General features: G+C 38.6%; 14 protein-coding genes and 3 pseudogenes. 12 read left to right on the top strand and 5 right to left on the bottom strand.

Translation table 11 applies throughout. From position 1 onward, the window contains the following. From AACL31_RS04515 to AACL31_RS04470, 10 genes and pseudogenes are all read left to right on the top strand, one after another. Window positions 1-972, top strand: coding sequence for a phage protein (locus AACL31_RS04515; RefSeq protein ID WP_339053482.1), 972 nt, complete (start codon window positions 1-3; stop codon window positions 970-972). Next, a complete protein-coding gene (locus AACL31_RS04510; protein WP_339053986.1) occupies window positions 972-1,724 on the top strand; it encodes a Gp138 family membrane-puncturing spike protein in 753 nt (250 codons plus the stop codon). Before AACL31_RS04515 ends, AACL31_RS04510 begins: the two co-directional genes overlap by 1 nt. After that, window positions 1,725-1,886, top strand: coding sequence for a hypothetical protein (locus AACL31_RS04505; protein ID WP_339053369.1), 162 nt, complete (start codon window positions 1,725-1,727; stop codon window positions 1,884-1,886). It abuts the gene before it with no gap. A gap of 13 nt (window positions 1,887-1,899) precedes the next feature. After that, window positions 1,900-2,254, top strand: a pseudogene (locus AACL31_RS04500) (hypothetical protein). Beyond that, window positions 2,254-3,445: pseudogene (locus tag AACL31_RS04495) on the top strand (baseplate J/gp47 family protein). Before AACL31_RS04500 ends, AACL31_RS04495 begins: the two co-directional pseudogenes overlap by 1 nt. Then, window positions 3,442-4,095 carry a DUF2612 domain-containing protein gene (locus tag AACL31_RS04490; RefSeq protein ID WP_339053780.1) on the top strand — a complete coding sequence of 218 codons (654 nt, stop codon included), beginning with the start codon at window positions 3,442-3,444 and terminating at the stop codon, window positions 4,093-4,095. Before AACL31_RS04495 ends, AACL31_RS04490 begins: the two are co-directional and overlap by 4 nt. An 8-nt stretch (window positions 4,096-4,103) precedes the next feature. Beyond that, the gene (locus tag AACL31_RS04485) at window positions 4,104-5,291 is read left to right on the top strand and encodes a phage tail protein (RefSeq protein ID WP_339053779.1); all 1,188 of its coding nucleotides are present in this window, start codon (window positions 4,104-4,106) and stop codon (window positions 5,289-5,291) included. Continuing rightward, on the top strand, window positions 5,291-5,911 hold the full coding sequence (locus AACL31_RS04480) for a tail fiber assembly protein (protein WP_339053778.1): 621 nt from the start codon (window positions 5,291-5,293) through the stop codon (window positions 5,909-5,911). The genes AACL31_RS04485 and AACL31_RS04480 overlap by 1 nt, the downstream gene beginning before the upstream one ends. A gap of 226 nt (window positions 5,912-6,137) precedes the next feature. Continuing rightward, window positions 6,138-6,988, top strand: a pseudogene (locus AACL31_RS04475) (oxidoreductase); the annotation flags it as partial. Window positions 6,989-7,036: 48 nt separating this feature from the next. Beyond that, window positions 7,037-8,008, top strand: coding sequence for a bile acid:sodium symporter family protein (locus tag AACL31_RS04470; protein WP_339053777.1), 972 nt, complete (start codon window positions 7,037-7,039; stop codon window positions 8,006-8,008). Between the two features lie 17 nt (window positions 8,009-8,025). Here AACL31_RS04470 and AACL31_RS04465 read toward each other — a convergent pair whose 3' ends face one another. From AACL31_RS04465 to manA, 3 genes are all read right to left on the bottom strand, one after another. Then, complete coding sequence (locus AACL31_RS04465) at window positions 8,026-8,481, bottom strand: hypothetical protein (RefSeq protein ID WP_310512824.1); 456 nt, start codon at window positions 8,479-8,481, stop codon at window positions 8,026-8,028. A gap of 72 nt (window positions 8,482-8,553) precedes the next feature. After that, entirely contained in the window at window positions 8,554-10,146 is a 1,593-nt protein-coding gene (locus tag AACL31_RS04460; protein WP_339053776.1) for a YdgA family protein, read from the bottom strand. An 89-nt stretch (window positions 10,147-10,235) separates the two neighbouring features. Beyond that, window positions 10,236-11,411, bottom strand: coding sequence for a mannose-6-phosphate isomerase (gene manA, locus AACL31_RS04455; protein ID WP_310512822.1), 1,176 nt, complete (start codon window positions 11,409-11,411; stop codon window positions 10,236-10,238). Window positions 11,412-11,579: 168 nt separating this feature from the next. On the opposite strand from manA, the gene fumC reads away from it, so the two are divergent. Further along, window positions 11,580-12,977 carry a class II fumarate hydratase gene (gene fumC / locus AACL31_RS04450; protein WP_310512821.1) on the top strand — a complete coding sequence of 466 codons (1,398 nt, stop codon included), beginning with the start codon at window positions 11,580-11,582 and terminating at the stop codon, window positions 12,975-12,977. 53 nt (window positions 12,978-13,030) lie between these two features. Here fumC and tus read toward each other — a convergent pair whose 3' ends face one another. Continuing rightward, on the bottom strand, window positions 13,031-13,774 hold the full coding sequence (tus, locus tag AACL31_RS04445; protein WP_310512820.1) for a DNA replication terminus site-binding protein: 744 nt from the start codon (window positions 13,772-13,774) through the stop codon (window positions 13,031-13,033). Between the two features lie 6 nt (window positions 13,775-13,780). Continuing rightward, window positions 13,781-15,013 (bottom strand): MFS transporter, encoded by a 1,233-nt coding sequence (locus AACL31_RS04440; protein WP_310512819.1) that lies wholly within the window; start codon window positions 15,011-15,013, stop codon window positions 13,781-13,783. Between the two features lie 527 nt (window positions 15,014-15,540). Here AACL31_RS04440 and AACL31_RS04435 point away from each other — a divergent pair. Then, window positions 15,541-16,995, top strand: a complete 1,455-nt coding sequence (locus AACL31_RS04435; RefSeq protein WP_310512818.1) for a DASS family sodium-coupled anion symporter — start codon at window positions 15,541-15,543, stop codon at window positions 16,993-16,995. Window positions 16,996-17,209 lie beyond the last annotated feature (214 nt).

The raw sequence follows: 17,209 nt of genomic DNA, 5'->3' as shown, positions 1-17,209 counted from the left end.
ATGTCAAAAAACTGGATACGAAAATGCTCACTGATTGTTTCTGATAAAAACGGGGAAGGTATTGAGCTATCGGATTTTCGCGCCACGTTCAATATCACGTGGCCAGATACGCGTTACCCTCGTGCGGGGGTGTTTAAAGTCTGGAATCTGAGAAAAGAAACCGTCAGTCAAATTCAGGCGAAGGAGTTTGTTAACATTCAGCTCATGGCAGGCTATCAGGATAATACGGGTCTGATATTTACTGGAAAAATCCGCTACACGATTTCAGGTAGAGATAATCCTACTGACACGTTTGTTATTGTTCAGGCGATTGATTCTCATGAGGCCTATGACTACGCCACGCTAAATACTACCTTAAGCGCAGGGCATACTCAGGCAGAGCAACACAATACGTTACTGACAGGGCTTACCCCTTACGGGATTGTCAAAGGCGTGACGCCTGAGTTTGATAGTATCCGCTTTCCAAGGGGTAAAGTCTATTTTGGTATGGTTAGGGACGCCGCTGATAATCTGGCAGGGCAATGCCTTGCCTCGTGGCAATACATTAACGGCCAGCTCGTGATGGTGCCGGAGAAGAATTATATCCATGAAGCGATTGTCCTGAATAGCGCAACGGGCTTGATTGGCTTACCGCAACAAACGATTGAGGCGGGGGTGAATGTGCGTTGTTTGATTAACCCAAACATTCAAATCAATGGGCTTATTCGTCTTGACCAGGCGTTAATCTATCGCACGATGTTGCCCAACAGCGATATCGCTTTGGGGTACAGCAAGTTAAGCGAAAACGATGACGGCGGCTTACAGCAAACCCAAGGCGCTGTTTCACAACCGGCCAGTCTTTCCACCGATGGGGATTATATTGTGAAAAACATCACGTATTCCGGCGATACGCGCGGCAAGCCGTGGTATATGGATTTGGTGTGTATTGCCAAGGGATCAAATGACCGAATCGATATCAAGAAGGTGGGATGATGGCGATTTCCGTATCAGCGCGCACCGGCGACCAACAACAACTGCTTGAAGTCTTTCGCCATGCGATTTCGTCACAACTTCGCGTCGCGATGCCGGCTATTGTTCAATCCTTCGATGCCAGCAAAGTCACTTGTGTTGTACAACCAGCGATAAAGGGAGCCTTTACGGATACCAAAGGGAATAGCCAGTCGGTGAATTTGCCCCTGCTAGTTGATGTACCGGTTGTGTTCCCGCGCGGTGGCGGTGTCACAATGACCTTCCCCATTAAAAGCGGTGATGAGTGTCTGGTGGTGTTTGCAGATAGATGTATTGATTTTTGGTGGCAAAACGGCGGGATACAAGAAGCGATCGACCCCAGACAGCATGATTTATCAGATGCCTTCGCTTTCGTCGGTGTGCAATCACAAAAACAGAAGATAAGCCAAATTAGCACCGATGCGATGCAGTTAAGAAGTGACGATGGCGCAACCTATTTTGAAGTAAACCCGACAACGCAAAAAATGAAAATTGTCGCCCCTGGGGGGCTTGAAATTATCACACCGGAAGCTATTTTTTCGGAGAGAATTACCGTAAAAGGACTATTGAGTTGGCTAGGTGGCATGGTAGGTTCAACGGCCTCCGGTGTGGCTGCAAAAATCACCGGTGCGATTGAGTTTTTGGGCACATTGACCGCCAACGGCAAACGGATTGACGACACACATACCCACAAAGGTGTCAAAGCCGGTGGGGATAATTCAGGTGAGGTAAATTAAATGAAAGAAAGCGTTAATATTTTTTTCGGTGGTTCATATTTACACAAACTAAAAACCTCATGGCGACTTCTGGGCGTGATTTTTTTATTAATCATCAATGAAGAGCCATCCTTAAAGTTAGAAGACATCAAGGTAGTTGAAAAAAATAAAAAGCAACAGTAAAAGGACTCTATTGATGCGTTATCGACGAGAAACGACTAAAGGCGACTACAGCTTTAGTCAAGGGGATAACACGTTTTTAACCAACACCCCTGATGCCGTCGCCCTTGCAATTAAAACCCGCTTGTCCCTCTGGCAGGGGCAATGGTTTTTAGACCGTGAAGAAAGGTACGCCTTGGTTGCAATCGGTATTGGGTAAGCCTTATCGGGAGGCTTACGGTATGACCCTCAAACAGCGCATACTGGACACGCAGGGTGTAACCACATTAACCGATTTCAATGTCAATCAAAATTCAACGACGCGAAAACTGACTATCAGCACAAAAGTACAAACCCAATACGGCGAAACTTCTTTTACCCACGAGGCATAATGTTAAATCTTGATACGTTAGTGTTGTCAGCGAAAGTGACTGACGACGGCATCAGTGCGCCGGATTATCAGACGATACTGATGCGATTAACCGATTTTTTTCATGAAATTTATGGGCAGGATGCGTATTTAACGCCGGATAGCAAAGACGGCCAGATGATAGCCATTTACGCACTCGCTATCCACGATGCCAATAATGCGCTTATCGCCACCTACAACAGTTTTAGCCCGAGTACCAGTACAGGGGCTGCACTTTCAAATAATGTCGCCATTAACGGCATTTCCCGTCATGCATCGGGGTACTCGAATGTGGATGTCGTATTAACGGGGCAAGTGGGTACGGTGATAAAAAATGGCCGTGTGTGCGATAAAAACGGCAATATCTGGCGGTTACCGGAAACGGTTATGCTCGATACGCACGGCGAAGCGACGGTGACGGCAGTTTGTCTGGTTGCAGGGAGTGTTACTGCATTGTCCGAAGAAATTACCGAGATAGCCACCCCCACGCGAGGATGGCAGACGGTGAGCAATCCTAAACCCGCAACACAAGGCAGACCGATTGAAACGGATAACCAATTGCGTGAACGGCAACGAAAATCGGTCTCACTGCCATCACGTACCGTATTAGAAGGGATACAGGGCGCGATTAGCTTGATATCAGGGGGTGACAAGGCAGCGCGGTTTTGAAAATGACACTAATGAAACGGATAAAAATGGCATTCCGCCGCATTCAATCGCCATGATAGTCGATGGTGGCGATGTCACCACGATTGCCAACGCCATAGCACAAAAGAAAACCCCTGGCGCTGGAACATTTGGCGATACCGCCGTGACAGTTAAAGACCGTTACGATATGCCAATTACCATTCGCTTTTCACGCCCCAAAACGTTTGATGTGCATGTGGAAATTGACTTAACGGCGTTTTTAGGATTTACCACGTTAACTGGCGATAAAATCCGGCAGAAAGTCTCAGACTATATCAATCAGCAACTGATTGGCGATAATCTCTATCTGACCCGTCTTTATTCACCGGCTAATCTAGCTGGTGATGAAGAAGGAAAAACGTTTGATATCACCGCAATAAAAATCGGACGGAAGGAAGGAACAGTTACAGAAGCCAATTTACTTGTTGCGTTTAACGAAGCCGTCAGTTGTCGCGAGAATAACGTCAAACTGGTGGTGACCTCATGAGAGATTACACCGAATACATTACCCCGCAACATCGTCAAGCGGAAAAGTTTACGCAACATATTGCGCTGATGACGCGCGCGCTAAGTGATATTTCAGCTTTGGCCTCACAGCTTAATGCCTTTTTCAGTATTGATACGGCAACGGGTAAACAACTGGATGCTGTCGGCGAATGGATAGGCTTATCACGTTTTGTCAAAACGCCGATAAAAGGTGTCTATTTTTCACTGGATACCGAAAAGGTGGGCTTTGACCAGGGGAGCTGGAAACGGCGCTTTGATGCTGACAGGGGTTTTACCGAACTGGATGATGAAACCTACCGCTTTATATTGAGAGCAAAAATACGCGCAAATCACTGGGACGGCACAAGCGAGATGCTTTCAGAAATTTACCAGGGCGTAATCCTCGATGAAACGGTAAAAATCTTTTTTATCGACAATCAAGATATGTCGATGGCTGTGTATCTAACCGGTGGCGTCATACCGGAAGTGACAAAAGCGGTTATCAAACAGGGATATCTCAATATCAAACCCGAAGGCGTAAGACTCAATGCCTATAACGGTTCCGAAGGGGATAACGGTATTTTTGGTTTTGATGTCAATAATCGTTATATCGACGGGTTTGATGTCGGTAGCTGGTCGGTCAAATTATAGGAATAATCATGGCAAAAAATGAAATATTACCGTTTGGGATTGCAGACGGGGCTAACGTATTGCCAGCGGAGGAGTATCAGAAACTCACCGCACGCAATAATGGGTTTAGTGCAGGGGTGGCGCGCTCACAGGAGCTCAATACCGTTTGGCGACAGGCATCCATGATAGCGCACGTGGTGGCGCAATTTATTGCAGAGACTAATAACAGTGATGTACTGGACGACGGCAACGTTGGCAAACTGAAAGCCGGACTCATCAGTGCCTTATCAAAAAACGTTAACAACACGGTGCCAACTGCCACAAAAACAGTAGCAGGGATAACGAAACTCAGTAGCGCCACTGACAGCAATGACGAAACGCTAGCAGCCACACCTAAAGCGGTTAAAATTGCTTATGACTTGGCGAAAACGGTGAGTATTGATGAAGTCAATAAAAAACTCGATAAAGCAAGCGTCTTGCAAACAACGGGGAATTCGACCGATAAAGTGCTGAGCCAAAAAGCCTGTGACGATAATTATGCTAAGAAAAGTTCAGAAGAAGCTCTCAAAGTTGGAAGACTGAACATTGAATCACCAACGGGTGATACGGTTTTCAATTTAGGTGGCACTAATGGTTCTAGCGGTGCTGAGTTTGCTTACGTCAGAAATTCAAAAAGAACCCAGGTTCACGATACAAACACAAAAACAACGGTTTTGTTTCCGCAAAAATCCGGTGAACTTGCTTTAACGTCTGATGTGGACGCGATTAACAATTATCCGGTCGGCGCGCCCATTCCTTGGCCTCAAGCAAACCCACCAGAAGGTTATTTAATTTGTGACGGTCAAACGTTTACTAAAGCCGACTATCCCCAATTAGCCCTCGCTTACCCTTCTGGAAAATTACCAAATTTGTACGGTGAATTTATTCGTGGGCTGGATTTAGGGGGCAAAGTCGATCCAGGTAGAAAAATTTTAACTAACCAGGGAGACGCTTTACAAAATTTCACCGGAAAAATAACCGGCATTCAGTTTGTAGGCTCATCCTCAAGCGGTGGGATTTTCAAAATAGGAAAAAAGGTTAACGGTAGTGACATTACTGGAGGATCCAGTGGCGTATTCGCTGTTGATTGCTCAACCAGTTTTCAGTCTGGTTTGAGAACCGCTTCAGAAACAAGGCCGCGAAATATCGCATTTTTATACATCGTAAGGGCAGCATGATGAAATACAGTACAGAAATACCCAAAGCGGAAATCGATGAAAACGGTTTTGCGAAAAACAGAGGCTGGATAAAAACCTATATGTCGAGGAATGAACCGCCGTATGAATATTTTGGCGCGACAATGGAATTGCTCTATAAAGGGGTGAGTGTCGGTCAATATTCCTATATCGATGCACCAGAGATACCCGATAATGACGACATTGCCGTTGTCCGCAGTGATGACGGCAAACAGTGGCGATACGTACCAGACCACCGCGGCAAGACGGTATACGATACCAATAATCGTGCTTCCTATCCCGTTGATTATCTCGGCGAGATAAAAACCGGCTTCACCTTGTTAGCACCGGTAACGAAATTCGATAAATGGGATGGCAAAAAATGGGTAACGGATAATCAGGCGATGAAAGCAGACCAAATCAACACCGCAAATCAAACAAAACACCAGTTAATCGACGAAGCGGAATCAAAAATTACCTTGCTTGAGCGTAAAGTGCGATTAGGGATGGCCACCAATAGCGAGAAAACCGCGCTACGGGCTTGGGAAATGTACAGCGTAAAACTCAATGATATTGATACCGCCACCGCACCCGAGATTGACTGGCCTAAGAAGCCCGAATAACAAATTAGCCCCATTTCAGGGGCATGATATTAGCAGCGTTGGCGGAAGTTGTTAACTATTAGTTGTTGGTTGAGTGTAAGTGGCTTTGTGAGAGATTGCGGTTTTGTTTTTGGTATTATGGCAAAGATAACACGGGGGTATGAAAAATAATTTGTACATAAATGTGTATATAAAAATAAATTAAGATACATATTTTTTAATTAACCTTTTGACTAATATATTTATTTTATCTTTTGTTGTTATTCCAACACCAAATAAAACACATTTCCCATTGGCTAAACAAGCACTCGAAGCCGGTAAACATGTAATCGTCGATAAACCGTTTACCTTGACTGTGCAAGAAGCTGTAACGTTAAATCAATTAGCGCAAACAAAAGGTAAGTTATTATCTGTTTATCACAATCGCCGCTGGGACTCAGGTTTTTTAACGGTGAAATCGTTGTTAGAAAAGCAAATATTGGGTGAGCTAAAATATTATGAATCGCATTTTGATCGTTATCGGCCTGATGTGCGTCAACGGTGGCGAGAGTCAAAAGAGGCCGGCAGTGGTCTATGGTATGATTTGGCGCCTCACATGCTTGATCAAGTATTGCAACTTTTTGGCCAACCTAAATCGATTTTTGCCGATATAGCGATGATCCGGCCACAAGCTGAAGCAGTTGATTATTTTCATGTTTGCTTAAATTATCCAACCTTAAAGGTTGTTTTACATGCCACCACCATCGCAGCAGCAGAGTCGCCGATTTATCTACTACATGGTATGGAAGGCAGTTATGTAAAATATGGTCTCGATCCACAAGAAGAGTGTTTAAAAGCAGGGCAATTACCAACAGCAAAAGATTGGGGTAAGGATAGTCATGATGGAAATGTGACGTTGTCACAAAACGGTGAGTTGATCGTTAAGCCATTAGAAACTAAACCGGGTAATTATGTCACTATTATCGTGCTATTTGTCAGGCAATTACTAATGGTGCACCTAATCCAGTTAGCGCCGAAGAAGCTATTTTGGTGATAAAATTGATTGAAGCGGGAATCGAGTCGGCAAAAATGCAACACACAGTAGAGCTGGCGCTTTAATTTTATTCATTTTGTTTATTCATATTTTTAAATATTAAAGGAAGCGTTATGTGTTGGTGGCGTCGTTTACAAATTGATTATTTTTTGCTGTTTATGTTAATGACTATCATGCTTGCTTGCTTTTTTCCTTGTCAAGGTAAGGTGAAAATCGTCTTTCAACATTTAACGACTATAGCTATTGCGTTACTTTTTTTTCTCCATGGCGCAAAACTTTCACGCCAGGCTATTTTTGCCGGTATCGGTCATTGGCGATTACATCTGCTAATTTTTTGCAGTACCTTTATTTTGTTTCCGATTATTGGCTTAGCGTTAAAGCCGTTAGTACCTGAGTGGATGTCACCGATTGTTTATATCGGATTTCTTTACCTTTGCGCCTTACCTGCGACAGTGCAGTCTGCGATTGCGTTTACTTCTGTTGCCGGCGGCAATATTGCCGCTGCCATTTGTAGCGCATCAGCTTCCAGTTTGTTAGGGGTGTTTTTGTCGCCAATATTAGTCAGTTTCTTAATAGATATTGATAATCATCAACAGATTGAGCTGTTGTCAAATATTGGTGCTATTTTGTTGCAAATTATGCTGCCATTTATATTAGGCCATTTACTTAGGCCGTTACTGGTACAATGGATTAATCGCTATCGAAAATTAATTACTATTTCTGATCGTTCATCTATTTTATTAGTGGTTTATGTCGCTTTTAGTGAGGCGGTTATTGAAGGGATATGGTATAAAGTTGATGGCTGGTCGCTATTAATGATTGCGATTGTTAGCGGTTTTTTACTTGCTATAGTGGTTTTATTTAATATTTACACCGCTCGTTATTTTGGTTTTAGTAAAGCCGATGAGATCAAAATAGTATTTTGTGGCTCTAAAAAGAGTTTAGTTAATGGTGTCCCTATGGCTAATATACTTTTTCCTGCTCATCTAGTTGGTATTATTTTACTGCCAGTGATGATTTTTCATCAAATTCAATTAATGGTATGTGCGCTATTGGCACAACGCTATGCTAAAAAAAGTCGTTAATATGAAAATTATTCAGCTTATTTAATTGATGATACATAGCCATTTAATTTAACTCTTTCATTTTGTGTCTTTTCTTCACATTGCATTTGCTTAACTTGTAGTAGTTTTTGGCTCAATAGAAAGGGGCAAACAGGTAAAGACAAGCTTTCAGTTGAATGTAAGTTTTTTGGCGATTCTTGTAGGGCGACACTTTCTATCGTGAAATTATATTCCTGATTAAGTCGTGAAGTGAGATGATAATGATGATAATTCTTTATTTGAATTGAACTGTCAAGATTTAGACGTAACATGAGTTGGTGATAAAATTTAGCCTTACTTGAACCAATTTTAGTTGAAATATGAATATTATTTTTTACAAAACAGTTTTTTATTTTTTTTATTTTACTAATTAATGAGTTTGTTTTTAGCTGATTATGTTGCTGGCTAGGTTTTATTAAAGGTCGATCTTTTATGATATTAATTTTATTCGACATAGAACTCCTCGGTATTAAAAATTGATCCAAAAGAGCCAGTATCTTAACTGGCTTTTGTCATTTTACTAAGGTTTAATTTGATTGCGGGGTGGTTTTCGGCGTTGTTGCAGGCTGAGACGATGGATTGTCCATCAAGCCAATATTAATTAAAAACTCAACTAATTTAAATGCTTGATTATTCATCTTCAGTTCGTCACCGGCGTAATGAATATCCATCGTCATATTATCTTTGGTTACCAGCATCCATGGCAAAATTGGTCTATCTTCATTCAATTGTGCTTTTTTCTCATCACTGAGGAAGTATTCTGTTGCTGATGTAAAGACATTTTGCTTAGCTGAACTTTCAAATTCACTAATTTGTGCAGTTGCTTTCTGACTAAATAATGTTTTTTGTTCCGGGGTGGTTACTTTATCATCTGAGCTTAGTATTTCTGTTTGGGTAAGCATTTCTATCAACATCGGTTTTGATAAATTAACATTGATATTAAAATGATTGAATAGTGCTTTGATGACCTGATCATATTGGTTATTTTGGCTATAAACAGAGAGTTGATTCAATGTCCAAGGCTTCATATCGATATCTATTTTGATATTGCTTTGACCGGCACTATTTTTCCAATAAAAAGGTTCGATGACAATTCTCGGACTATTCTTCAACAAGCTAGGTAAGTTCTCAACTAATAACTGGGCGAAAATAGTATCCGCATTATAAAGAGGGTTGCCATTTGCTAAGTTGTGAGCAATTTCATCATTATAACTTTTTAGGAAATTACCAAACGCTTTAGCATCCATTCTTTCGATTAATAACGTAAGTTCTCCAGAACCTAAGTTTTGTTCTTTGGCGATAAGATCATTAATGCTATAAGAAATTTTACCGTCAATGCTATCGTCCTTTAGTACAGAATCTAAGTTAATAGCAAAATTTTTAAATGAAAATTTAATGTCATCGCTATTAAAATTAATATCGGAAATATTAAGCGTCTGTTTGCCGTAGTAGAAATTAAACGGAGTCAGTGATAAATCACTTTGGATATTGAGCCCTTTAAGGATCATGCTTTCCGTTTTCTCTTTATTGCCGATAACAAAATTATCACTAACAACGGAAATTTTTATATCTTTAAGATCGGTATTGCCCACATAATTAATTGCACCACCGCTAAACGTTATATTTTTTCCATAAGGATTACCGTCTAGTGGACTTAAATTTAAATTTGCATCTAGGCCTTCATTAAAACCGACGTCAACATCACCAGTTATGAATGCTTGCTCCTGAGTATATTTGAATAGTTCTTCAGTGGTTTCATTTTTAACCAGTTCAATAGTGGTTGAGGCTAATCTTGGTAACAGATTAAGTTTAACTATTTTGTTAATAGGAAAGGGGCCATGAAAGATTTTTGTGGCAAACTTAACAATGGTATTTTTTCTTTCGCTATTCTCTTTTATATCAATAACGATGTCTGCGTTAGAAGTGAAAATTCCTCGCTGATAATTTTCTGTTTTAACATTAATACCAGCTTCTGGTGCATTATTTTTTAGTGTGGTATTAGTACGTTCAATGAAAGTATCAAACTCTCCCTCAATTTTTTTTCCGGTATACCAAGAGCCAATTGTCCAAATTACGGCAACAATTACAATGACACCTACAGCTATTAACGATTTCTTCATATATCCATCCCTTAAGGATTTTAGCGGGTAAAAGTGATCAAATTTAATAAAATATATTATATACAGCTTTGCATGTATTTTAATTTTTGCTAATAATTAAAAACTCTGGCCAGTTTACCTTTTCCATTAAGCATAATTTGTCTTTCGGATGCAGATATAAATATGGATTCCCCAGATAGGATCTCGGCAGTTTGATTTTCTGAGGTGATAGATATCTTACCTTCAACACAAAATAAAATCGTGGCAGAATTGTTTGCTATCGTAGTCAATTGATTATCAATTAGATATAATGAAAAAGCAAAATCATCTACCGGAATAGGATAACAAAATTCATTATTATGTATATTCGGTTGTAGCAATAATGTGTCGCAGGGTTTGGCAATGAAATCTAAATTAGCCAGTAATTCAGCAATATCAATATGTTTGTTAGTTAATCCCGCGCGCAGTACATTGTCAGAATTGGCCATTACTTCTAAACCAACACCTTCAATATAAGCATGCGGCGTTCTGGCATAGAGAAACATCGCTTCACCTGGTTGTAATTCAATAATATTCAGTAACAATGGTGCAAATAATCCATTATCTTCAGGGTATAATGGCAACATTTTTTCTATCGTGCTCCAAGGTTCCCCTTTTTCTTGCTGTAGAACAGATTTTAAGGCTGCAAGTAGCGGCTGCTTTTCTTTTGTTGTCAGGCTTAACAAATGTTTAAAAAGTTGTGCCAGTTGAGTTTCTGTTGGGGTCTTTAAAAATAGTTGAATAACTGGTGAAGCTTCGGCAATCGGCAGCAATAAATTAGCGATCTCCTTTAAAGGGCGAAATGAATTAAGCGCTTTGAAAGGTGTTAAAGCATAAATCAATTCAGGCTTATGATTATCATCTTTATAATTACGATTAGGACAATCGAGCGCAATTCCAGCTGCGTTTTCACGCTTAAACCCAATTTCGGCAGCGATTTTATCTGGGTGTACCTGGATAGAAAGTGGTTGAGCCGCGCAGAGCACTTTGAATAAAAAAGGTAATCGATGAAATTTTTGGGCAATTTTTTCACCGAGATAATAGCTTGGATCGGTTGCGATTAGTTTATCTAACGATATTTTTTGCTGGCTATTTAAATCTTCAACCATAGAGCTGGCTTTAGGATGTGCTCCCATCCATAATTCAGCCATCGGTAAATGCTGAGGATTTTTGATATGGTAAAGCTTAGTTAGGGCATCTTTACTACCCCAATCATAGTGTTGAATTTTATTGATCATTTTAAACATATAATACGGCTCTTAGTTGATAAAAATTTATTTTTAACTGTAATGCAATAAACTCGCTTATCTCTCACATTTTAAATTAAAAATAGTGCATGATTTCAAGTACAATCAGTTTATCTGCAAAGATGGATTATGCATATCCAATTATTTTATGCTAAGGAGATAATAATAATGTCAGAATATCGCATTGAAAAAGACTCAATGGGTGAAATTAAAGTCCCAGCAGATAGGCTATGGGGCGCTCAAACGCAACGTTCGCTGCAACATTTCCATATCTCAGTGGAAAAAATGCCTGTTGCCTTGATCCATGCATTGGCATTAACTAAAAAAGCAGCAGCTGAAGTAAATAGCGATTTAGGTTTGATAGCAAAGGATAAGGCTAATGCTATTATCGCCGCAGCTGATGAAGTCTTAGCGGATAAGCATATGGCTGAATTTCCATTAGCAGTCTGGCAGACCGGCTCTGGTACGCAAACTAACATGAATATAAATGAAGTATTGGCGAACAGAGCGAGTGAAATTTTAGGTGGGAAAAGAGGTCAGCAACGCTTAATTCACCCGAATGATGATGTAAATAAAAGCCAGAGTTCTAATGATGTATTTCCTACTGCAATGCATGTAGCTGCTGTTATTGCTTTACATCAACATCTGTTACCTAGATTAAAAGAACTACAAACTACTTTTAAGCAAAAATCTAATGCCTTTAATGATATTGTCAAAATTGGCCGTACGCATCTTCAAGATGCAACACCATTAACGTTAGGCCAAGAAATATCAGGGTGGGGAGCAATGCTAGCTCATAATGTCCGCCATATCGAAGAGAGTATTCCGCATCTATCTGAACTGGCATTAGGCGGAACGGCGGTAGGTACCGGTTTAAATACCCATCCTGAATATGCCATTAAAGTTGCCAGTAAAATTGCAAAATTATCCGGCCTACCATTTGTCACTGCGCCTAATAAATTTGAATCTTTAGCTACTTGTGATGCTTTAGTTCATGCCCATGGTGCTTTAAAAGGTTTAGCAGCTTCATTAATGAAAATCGCTAATGATGTAAGGTGGTTAGCATCAGGTCCGCGTTGTGGCATTGGGGAAATTATGATCCCAGAAAATGAACCTGGTAGTTCGATAATGCCAGGAAAAGTTAATCCGACTCAGTGTGAAGCTTTAACTATGCTTTGTGCTCAAGTTATGGGGAATGATGTTGCTATTAATATTGGTGGAGCATCAGGTAATTTTGAACTCAATGTTTTCCGCCCTATGATTATTGATAATTTTTTACAATCAATTCGTTTATTGGCGGATGGTATGCTTAGTTTTAATGATCATTGTGCTAAAGGTATTGAGCCTAATCGCCAACGGATAGATAAATTATTACATGAATCATTAATGCTAGTTACTGCACTAAATACGCATATTGGTTATGATAAAGCCGCTGAAATTGCTAAAAAAGCACATAAAGAAGGGTTGACGCTGAAGCAAGCAGCATTAAAACTGGCTTATTTAACAGCCGAAGAGTTTGATAGTTGGGTGCGACCTGAAAATATGGTTGGTAGTATCAAAAAGTAGTTTTTATATTTATAAAAAAAGAAAACCGAGTTAATAACCTCGGTTTTTTTTACTTAAATTTCTTGATAGAGATGTAATCGAGCAATAATTAATTTTAGTTTTTTATTTTTTGGTTTATGTTTTATTTTTATATTATTAATATCATAGTCAGTAAGCGTACCTAATTTTGTCAAATGGTTTGTATCACTACTAAATGATAACAGTGGAAGAGGGCAAGCGTATTGTACTTGTTGTTTTTCATTCGTGTACCAAACTCTGGCAATCGGCTGAACTTTTACAGGGCGTTGTATTTTTAATATGGCATCATTAGAGATGCTATTTAAGTCTTGGATCTCTTTTTCAATTAAAGTACGCCATTGTTGTTTAGTATATGCCGACATTGCTTTTTCAGATTGATAGTTTTTATATAATCGCTCAAGTATTTGCTCTTTTGTTACTTTATTGACGATATTTTTATTGGCCCAGCCAAAATTAATGCTACTAGGTGATTCAACATAATTGATTTTACGATAGGCATTGAGAGTAATTAAGCCATGTAATTGTTGGTGAATAAATTCAAATCGTTGCTCTTTTTTTATCCCCGATTGATGAGTGACAATATTTTTTAATTCTGTTTTTAACTTATTAATTGTTTCCAGTTGCTGTTTTATGCCTAAATAATTTTCTACTGAAAGATTAAAACATAGGGCACCAGGTAGCCTTATTGCAGTTTTATTACTAATGTGTTGCGGGCTATCATGAATAAATAATCGATTGTAGTTTGTTAACGCTAAGTTTAAGGCAGCTTTTCCTGTCAAAGCAGTTTATATTTTCCTTAATTTGATACTAATAATTAATCCTAGAGATGTTAAAAATATAATAAAACCAATAATTCCATTCCATTTCCAATTACTCCAAAATATACCACCTAATGTACCGGCGATGCTGGATCCGCCATAATAGCTGAACAAATACCATGAAGATGCCTGGGCTTTTGCTCGCTTTGCACGTTTCCCAATCCAGCTACTGACAATAGCATGAGCTGCAAAAAACCCTACCGTCATAATCACCATGCCCAATAAAATAAGTAAAATTGGAGAGAAAAAAGTAATCGCGATACCAATAAACATTAAACAAATTGCAATAAATAAAATATCGGAATAGTTATACTTTAATGCTAAAAATCCTGCTTTAGAAGCACTATAGGTACCGGCTAAAAAGATAAAAGCTAATAGACCAATCATAGTCTGACTAAAATTATAAGGAGCTTCCAATAATCGATAACCTATATAATTATAAAGTGTTATAAAACTTCCCATAATGATAAAACCAATCATAAATAAAAAAGGCAATCCCTTATCTCTAAGATGCACTCTAAAATTAATCCATAGGAAAAGTGGACGGACTGAAGAAGCTCTAAAATGTTGTGAAGGCGGTAATAAGCGCCAAAAAATAATCGCGGCAATAAACGCAAACAAACTGAATACAATGGTAGCTATACGCCAAGAAAAATGATCAATTAAAATACCGGTAATTAAGCGTCCACTCATACCACCTATAGAGTTACCACTAATATATAATCCCATAGAAAGTGCTAAATAATTGGGATGAATTTCCTCACTGAGGTAAGTCATGGCAACTGCTGCAACACCACTTAAAGCAAATCCAACTAATGCTCTGGTTAATAAAATACCATCCCAACTTTGCATAAAAGCACTGATAAAGGTAAAAATAGCTGCGCTTAGTAAAGAGATCACCATAATATTCTTGCGGCCTAGCGCATCGGAAAGAGGGCCAGTTACTAGCAATCCCAATGCGAGAAGGCCAGTGCAAAGTGAAAGTGACATGCTAGATTGAGCAGGTGATATTTTAAATTCACTTGATAAAATGGGTAGTATTGGTTGCACAAAATAGAGTAAAGCAAAAGTCGATAATCCCACCATAAAGAATGACAAAGTCACCCGTATATAAAGTGCATCACGATATTTTATATGATGCTGAAAATTATCCTTTTGGCAACCAACGTTCTCTTTGTTATCTTGTTGAGATATTTTCATCTAATACCTGATAATTATTCACTAATAATTGATACCAGAATAAATAAAACGGCATATTTTGTCCAATATATAAATTGAATAAGCTTATTAAAAATAACAACATACAAAATCTGACGTTATTTAACTTAATAAAACCCAATTAAAATAACTGGTAAATTTTTTATTGAATACTATTTTTCTTCTGTTTTCTTATATATTTACTAATTAATTTTAATATAAGCCATTAAGTTAATAACTTTGAATGAAATTTAATTAATCGTCATCATAAAATACCTAGATATTTATCATTTTTTAATCATCAAAAACAATTTATTAGCCATTTAATTAAAATGTACTAAAAATATTTAACCAAGCATAAGTAAAATTCTCTATATTCAGATACTTTAATTTTTATTATTATTTTTTCTATAAATTTCTTATTTATTTTTATATTAAAAGATATACATTAAAATCTTAACATTCTAAAACTTTTACTGCGCTATTATACTATTGATGAAAATAGAACTGAGCAGAAGGAAGGAACAGTTATGGCGAGTAAAATAACCAGTCAAGTAAAATGGTTACCCCTAGTAATTATCACTATAGTCGCAACATTTTTTTGGTTTCAAAAACCACCAACAGGATTAAGTATTGCTGCCTGGCAAACAGTAATTATTTTTGTAGCAACTATAGCTTCGATTGTTGCTAAAGTATTACCCATTGGTGCAATTGGCCTAATTGGAATTACCATCTTTGCTCTTAGTCACACCGCTGGAGATGAAAGTGCAAGTGATGCCATTATGACTGCACTAAGTGAACTTAATAGCAGTTTAATTTGGCTTATCGTAATTGCTTTTATGATAGCCAGAGGTTTTATTAAAACCGGCTTAGGCAGACGAATTGCATTGCAGATGATCCGACTATTAGGCAAAAGAACGCTAGGATTGGCATATGGTCTGGCGGTGGCTGATTTGATTTTATCTCCTGCTATGCCAAGTAACACCTCACGCTGTGGGGGTGTTATTTATCCGATCGCTGATTCATTAGCACGTAGTTTTGACTCCCATCCAGAAAATGAATCACGCCGTAAAATAGGAACTTTTCTGATCACTTGTATTGGCAATATTAATGATATTACTGCGGCAATGTTTATGACTGCTTATACTGGTAACTTACTCGCTGTCAAACTCGCCGCCAACGCAGGTGTTACCTTAACCTGGGGTAGCTGGTTATTAGCAGCTATTGTTCCTTGCCTGATCTCATTCATTATTATTCCATTATTAATCTATTGGTTAGTTCGGCCAACTATTCGTCATACTCCAGATGCCCCTAAAATTGCACATGATGAATTAAAAAAAATGGGGCCAGTGACACGTAATGAATGGTTAATGTTAGCTACGGTATTGCTGCTACTTATACTATGGATATTTGGTGATATATTAGGAATTGATCCCACAACCGCTTCTTTTACTGGTTTATCTGTATTACTACTTACCGGGGTATTAACTTGGGAAGATGTAAAAAAAGAAAAAGATGCTTGGGATACTCTTATCTGGTTCGCTGCGCTATTAATGATGGCCAATGAACTAAAAATTCTGGGATTTACAACTTGGTTCGGCAATCTTATTGGTGACAGTCTTAGTCATAGCATGCAAGATACTAATTGGGTTATTATTTTATTAATGCTTAATGCCGACTATCTTTATATTCACTATTTCTTTGCCAGCGGTAATGCTCAAATAGCTGCACTATATGCCGTCTTCTTAGGAGTCGGTATCAATTTAGGTATTCCTACTGTTCCAACGGCATTGATGCTTGCCTTTTCTAGCAGCCTTTATTGCTCTTTAACTCAATATTCTCATGCTCGTGGACCTATTCTTTTTGGCGCAGGTTACGTACCAACAGGTGTATGGTGGAAGGTTGGCTTTATTATTAGTTTAGTCAATCAGGCTATTTTCCTTACAATTGGTCTATTATGGTGGAAAGCTGTAGGTTTTTATTAGAATAATATTTATTTATGGCATAAAAACTTATACTTTATGCCATAAATTGCAGCCCAAAATAGCACTACACACGATTAAGATAATTGCTATCAATAGCCGTTTCTATAAGATGTTTTTTTTATAACTGCACTCCAGATCACAAAATATAAGCCCAAATTCACATATAAAAAAAATGCTCTTCATAATTGCAGTTGGTTTTAATAAATTGAGTGAA

It is taken from the genome of Arsenophonus endosymbiont of Crataerina pallida (assembly GCF_964020125.1).
In the GTDB taxonomy this organism is placed as follows: Bacteria; Pseudomonadota; Gammaproteobacteria; order Enterobacterales; family Enterobacteriaceae; genus Arsenophonus; species Arsenophonus nilaparvatae.
This window is presented reverse-complemented; position numbering and strand designations above follow the sequence as displayed.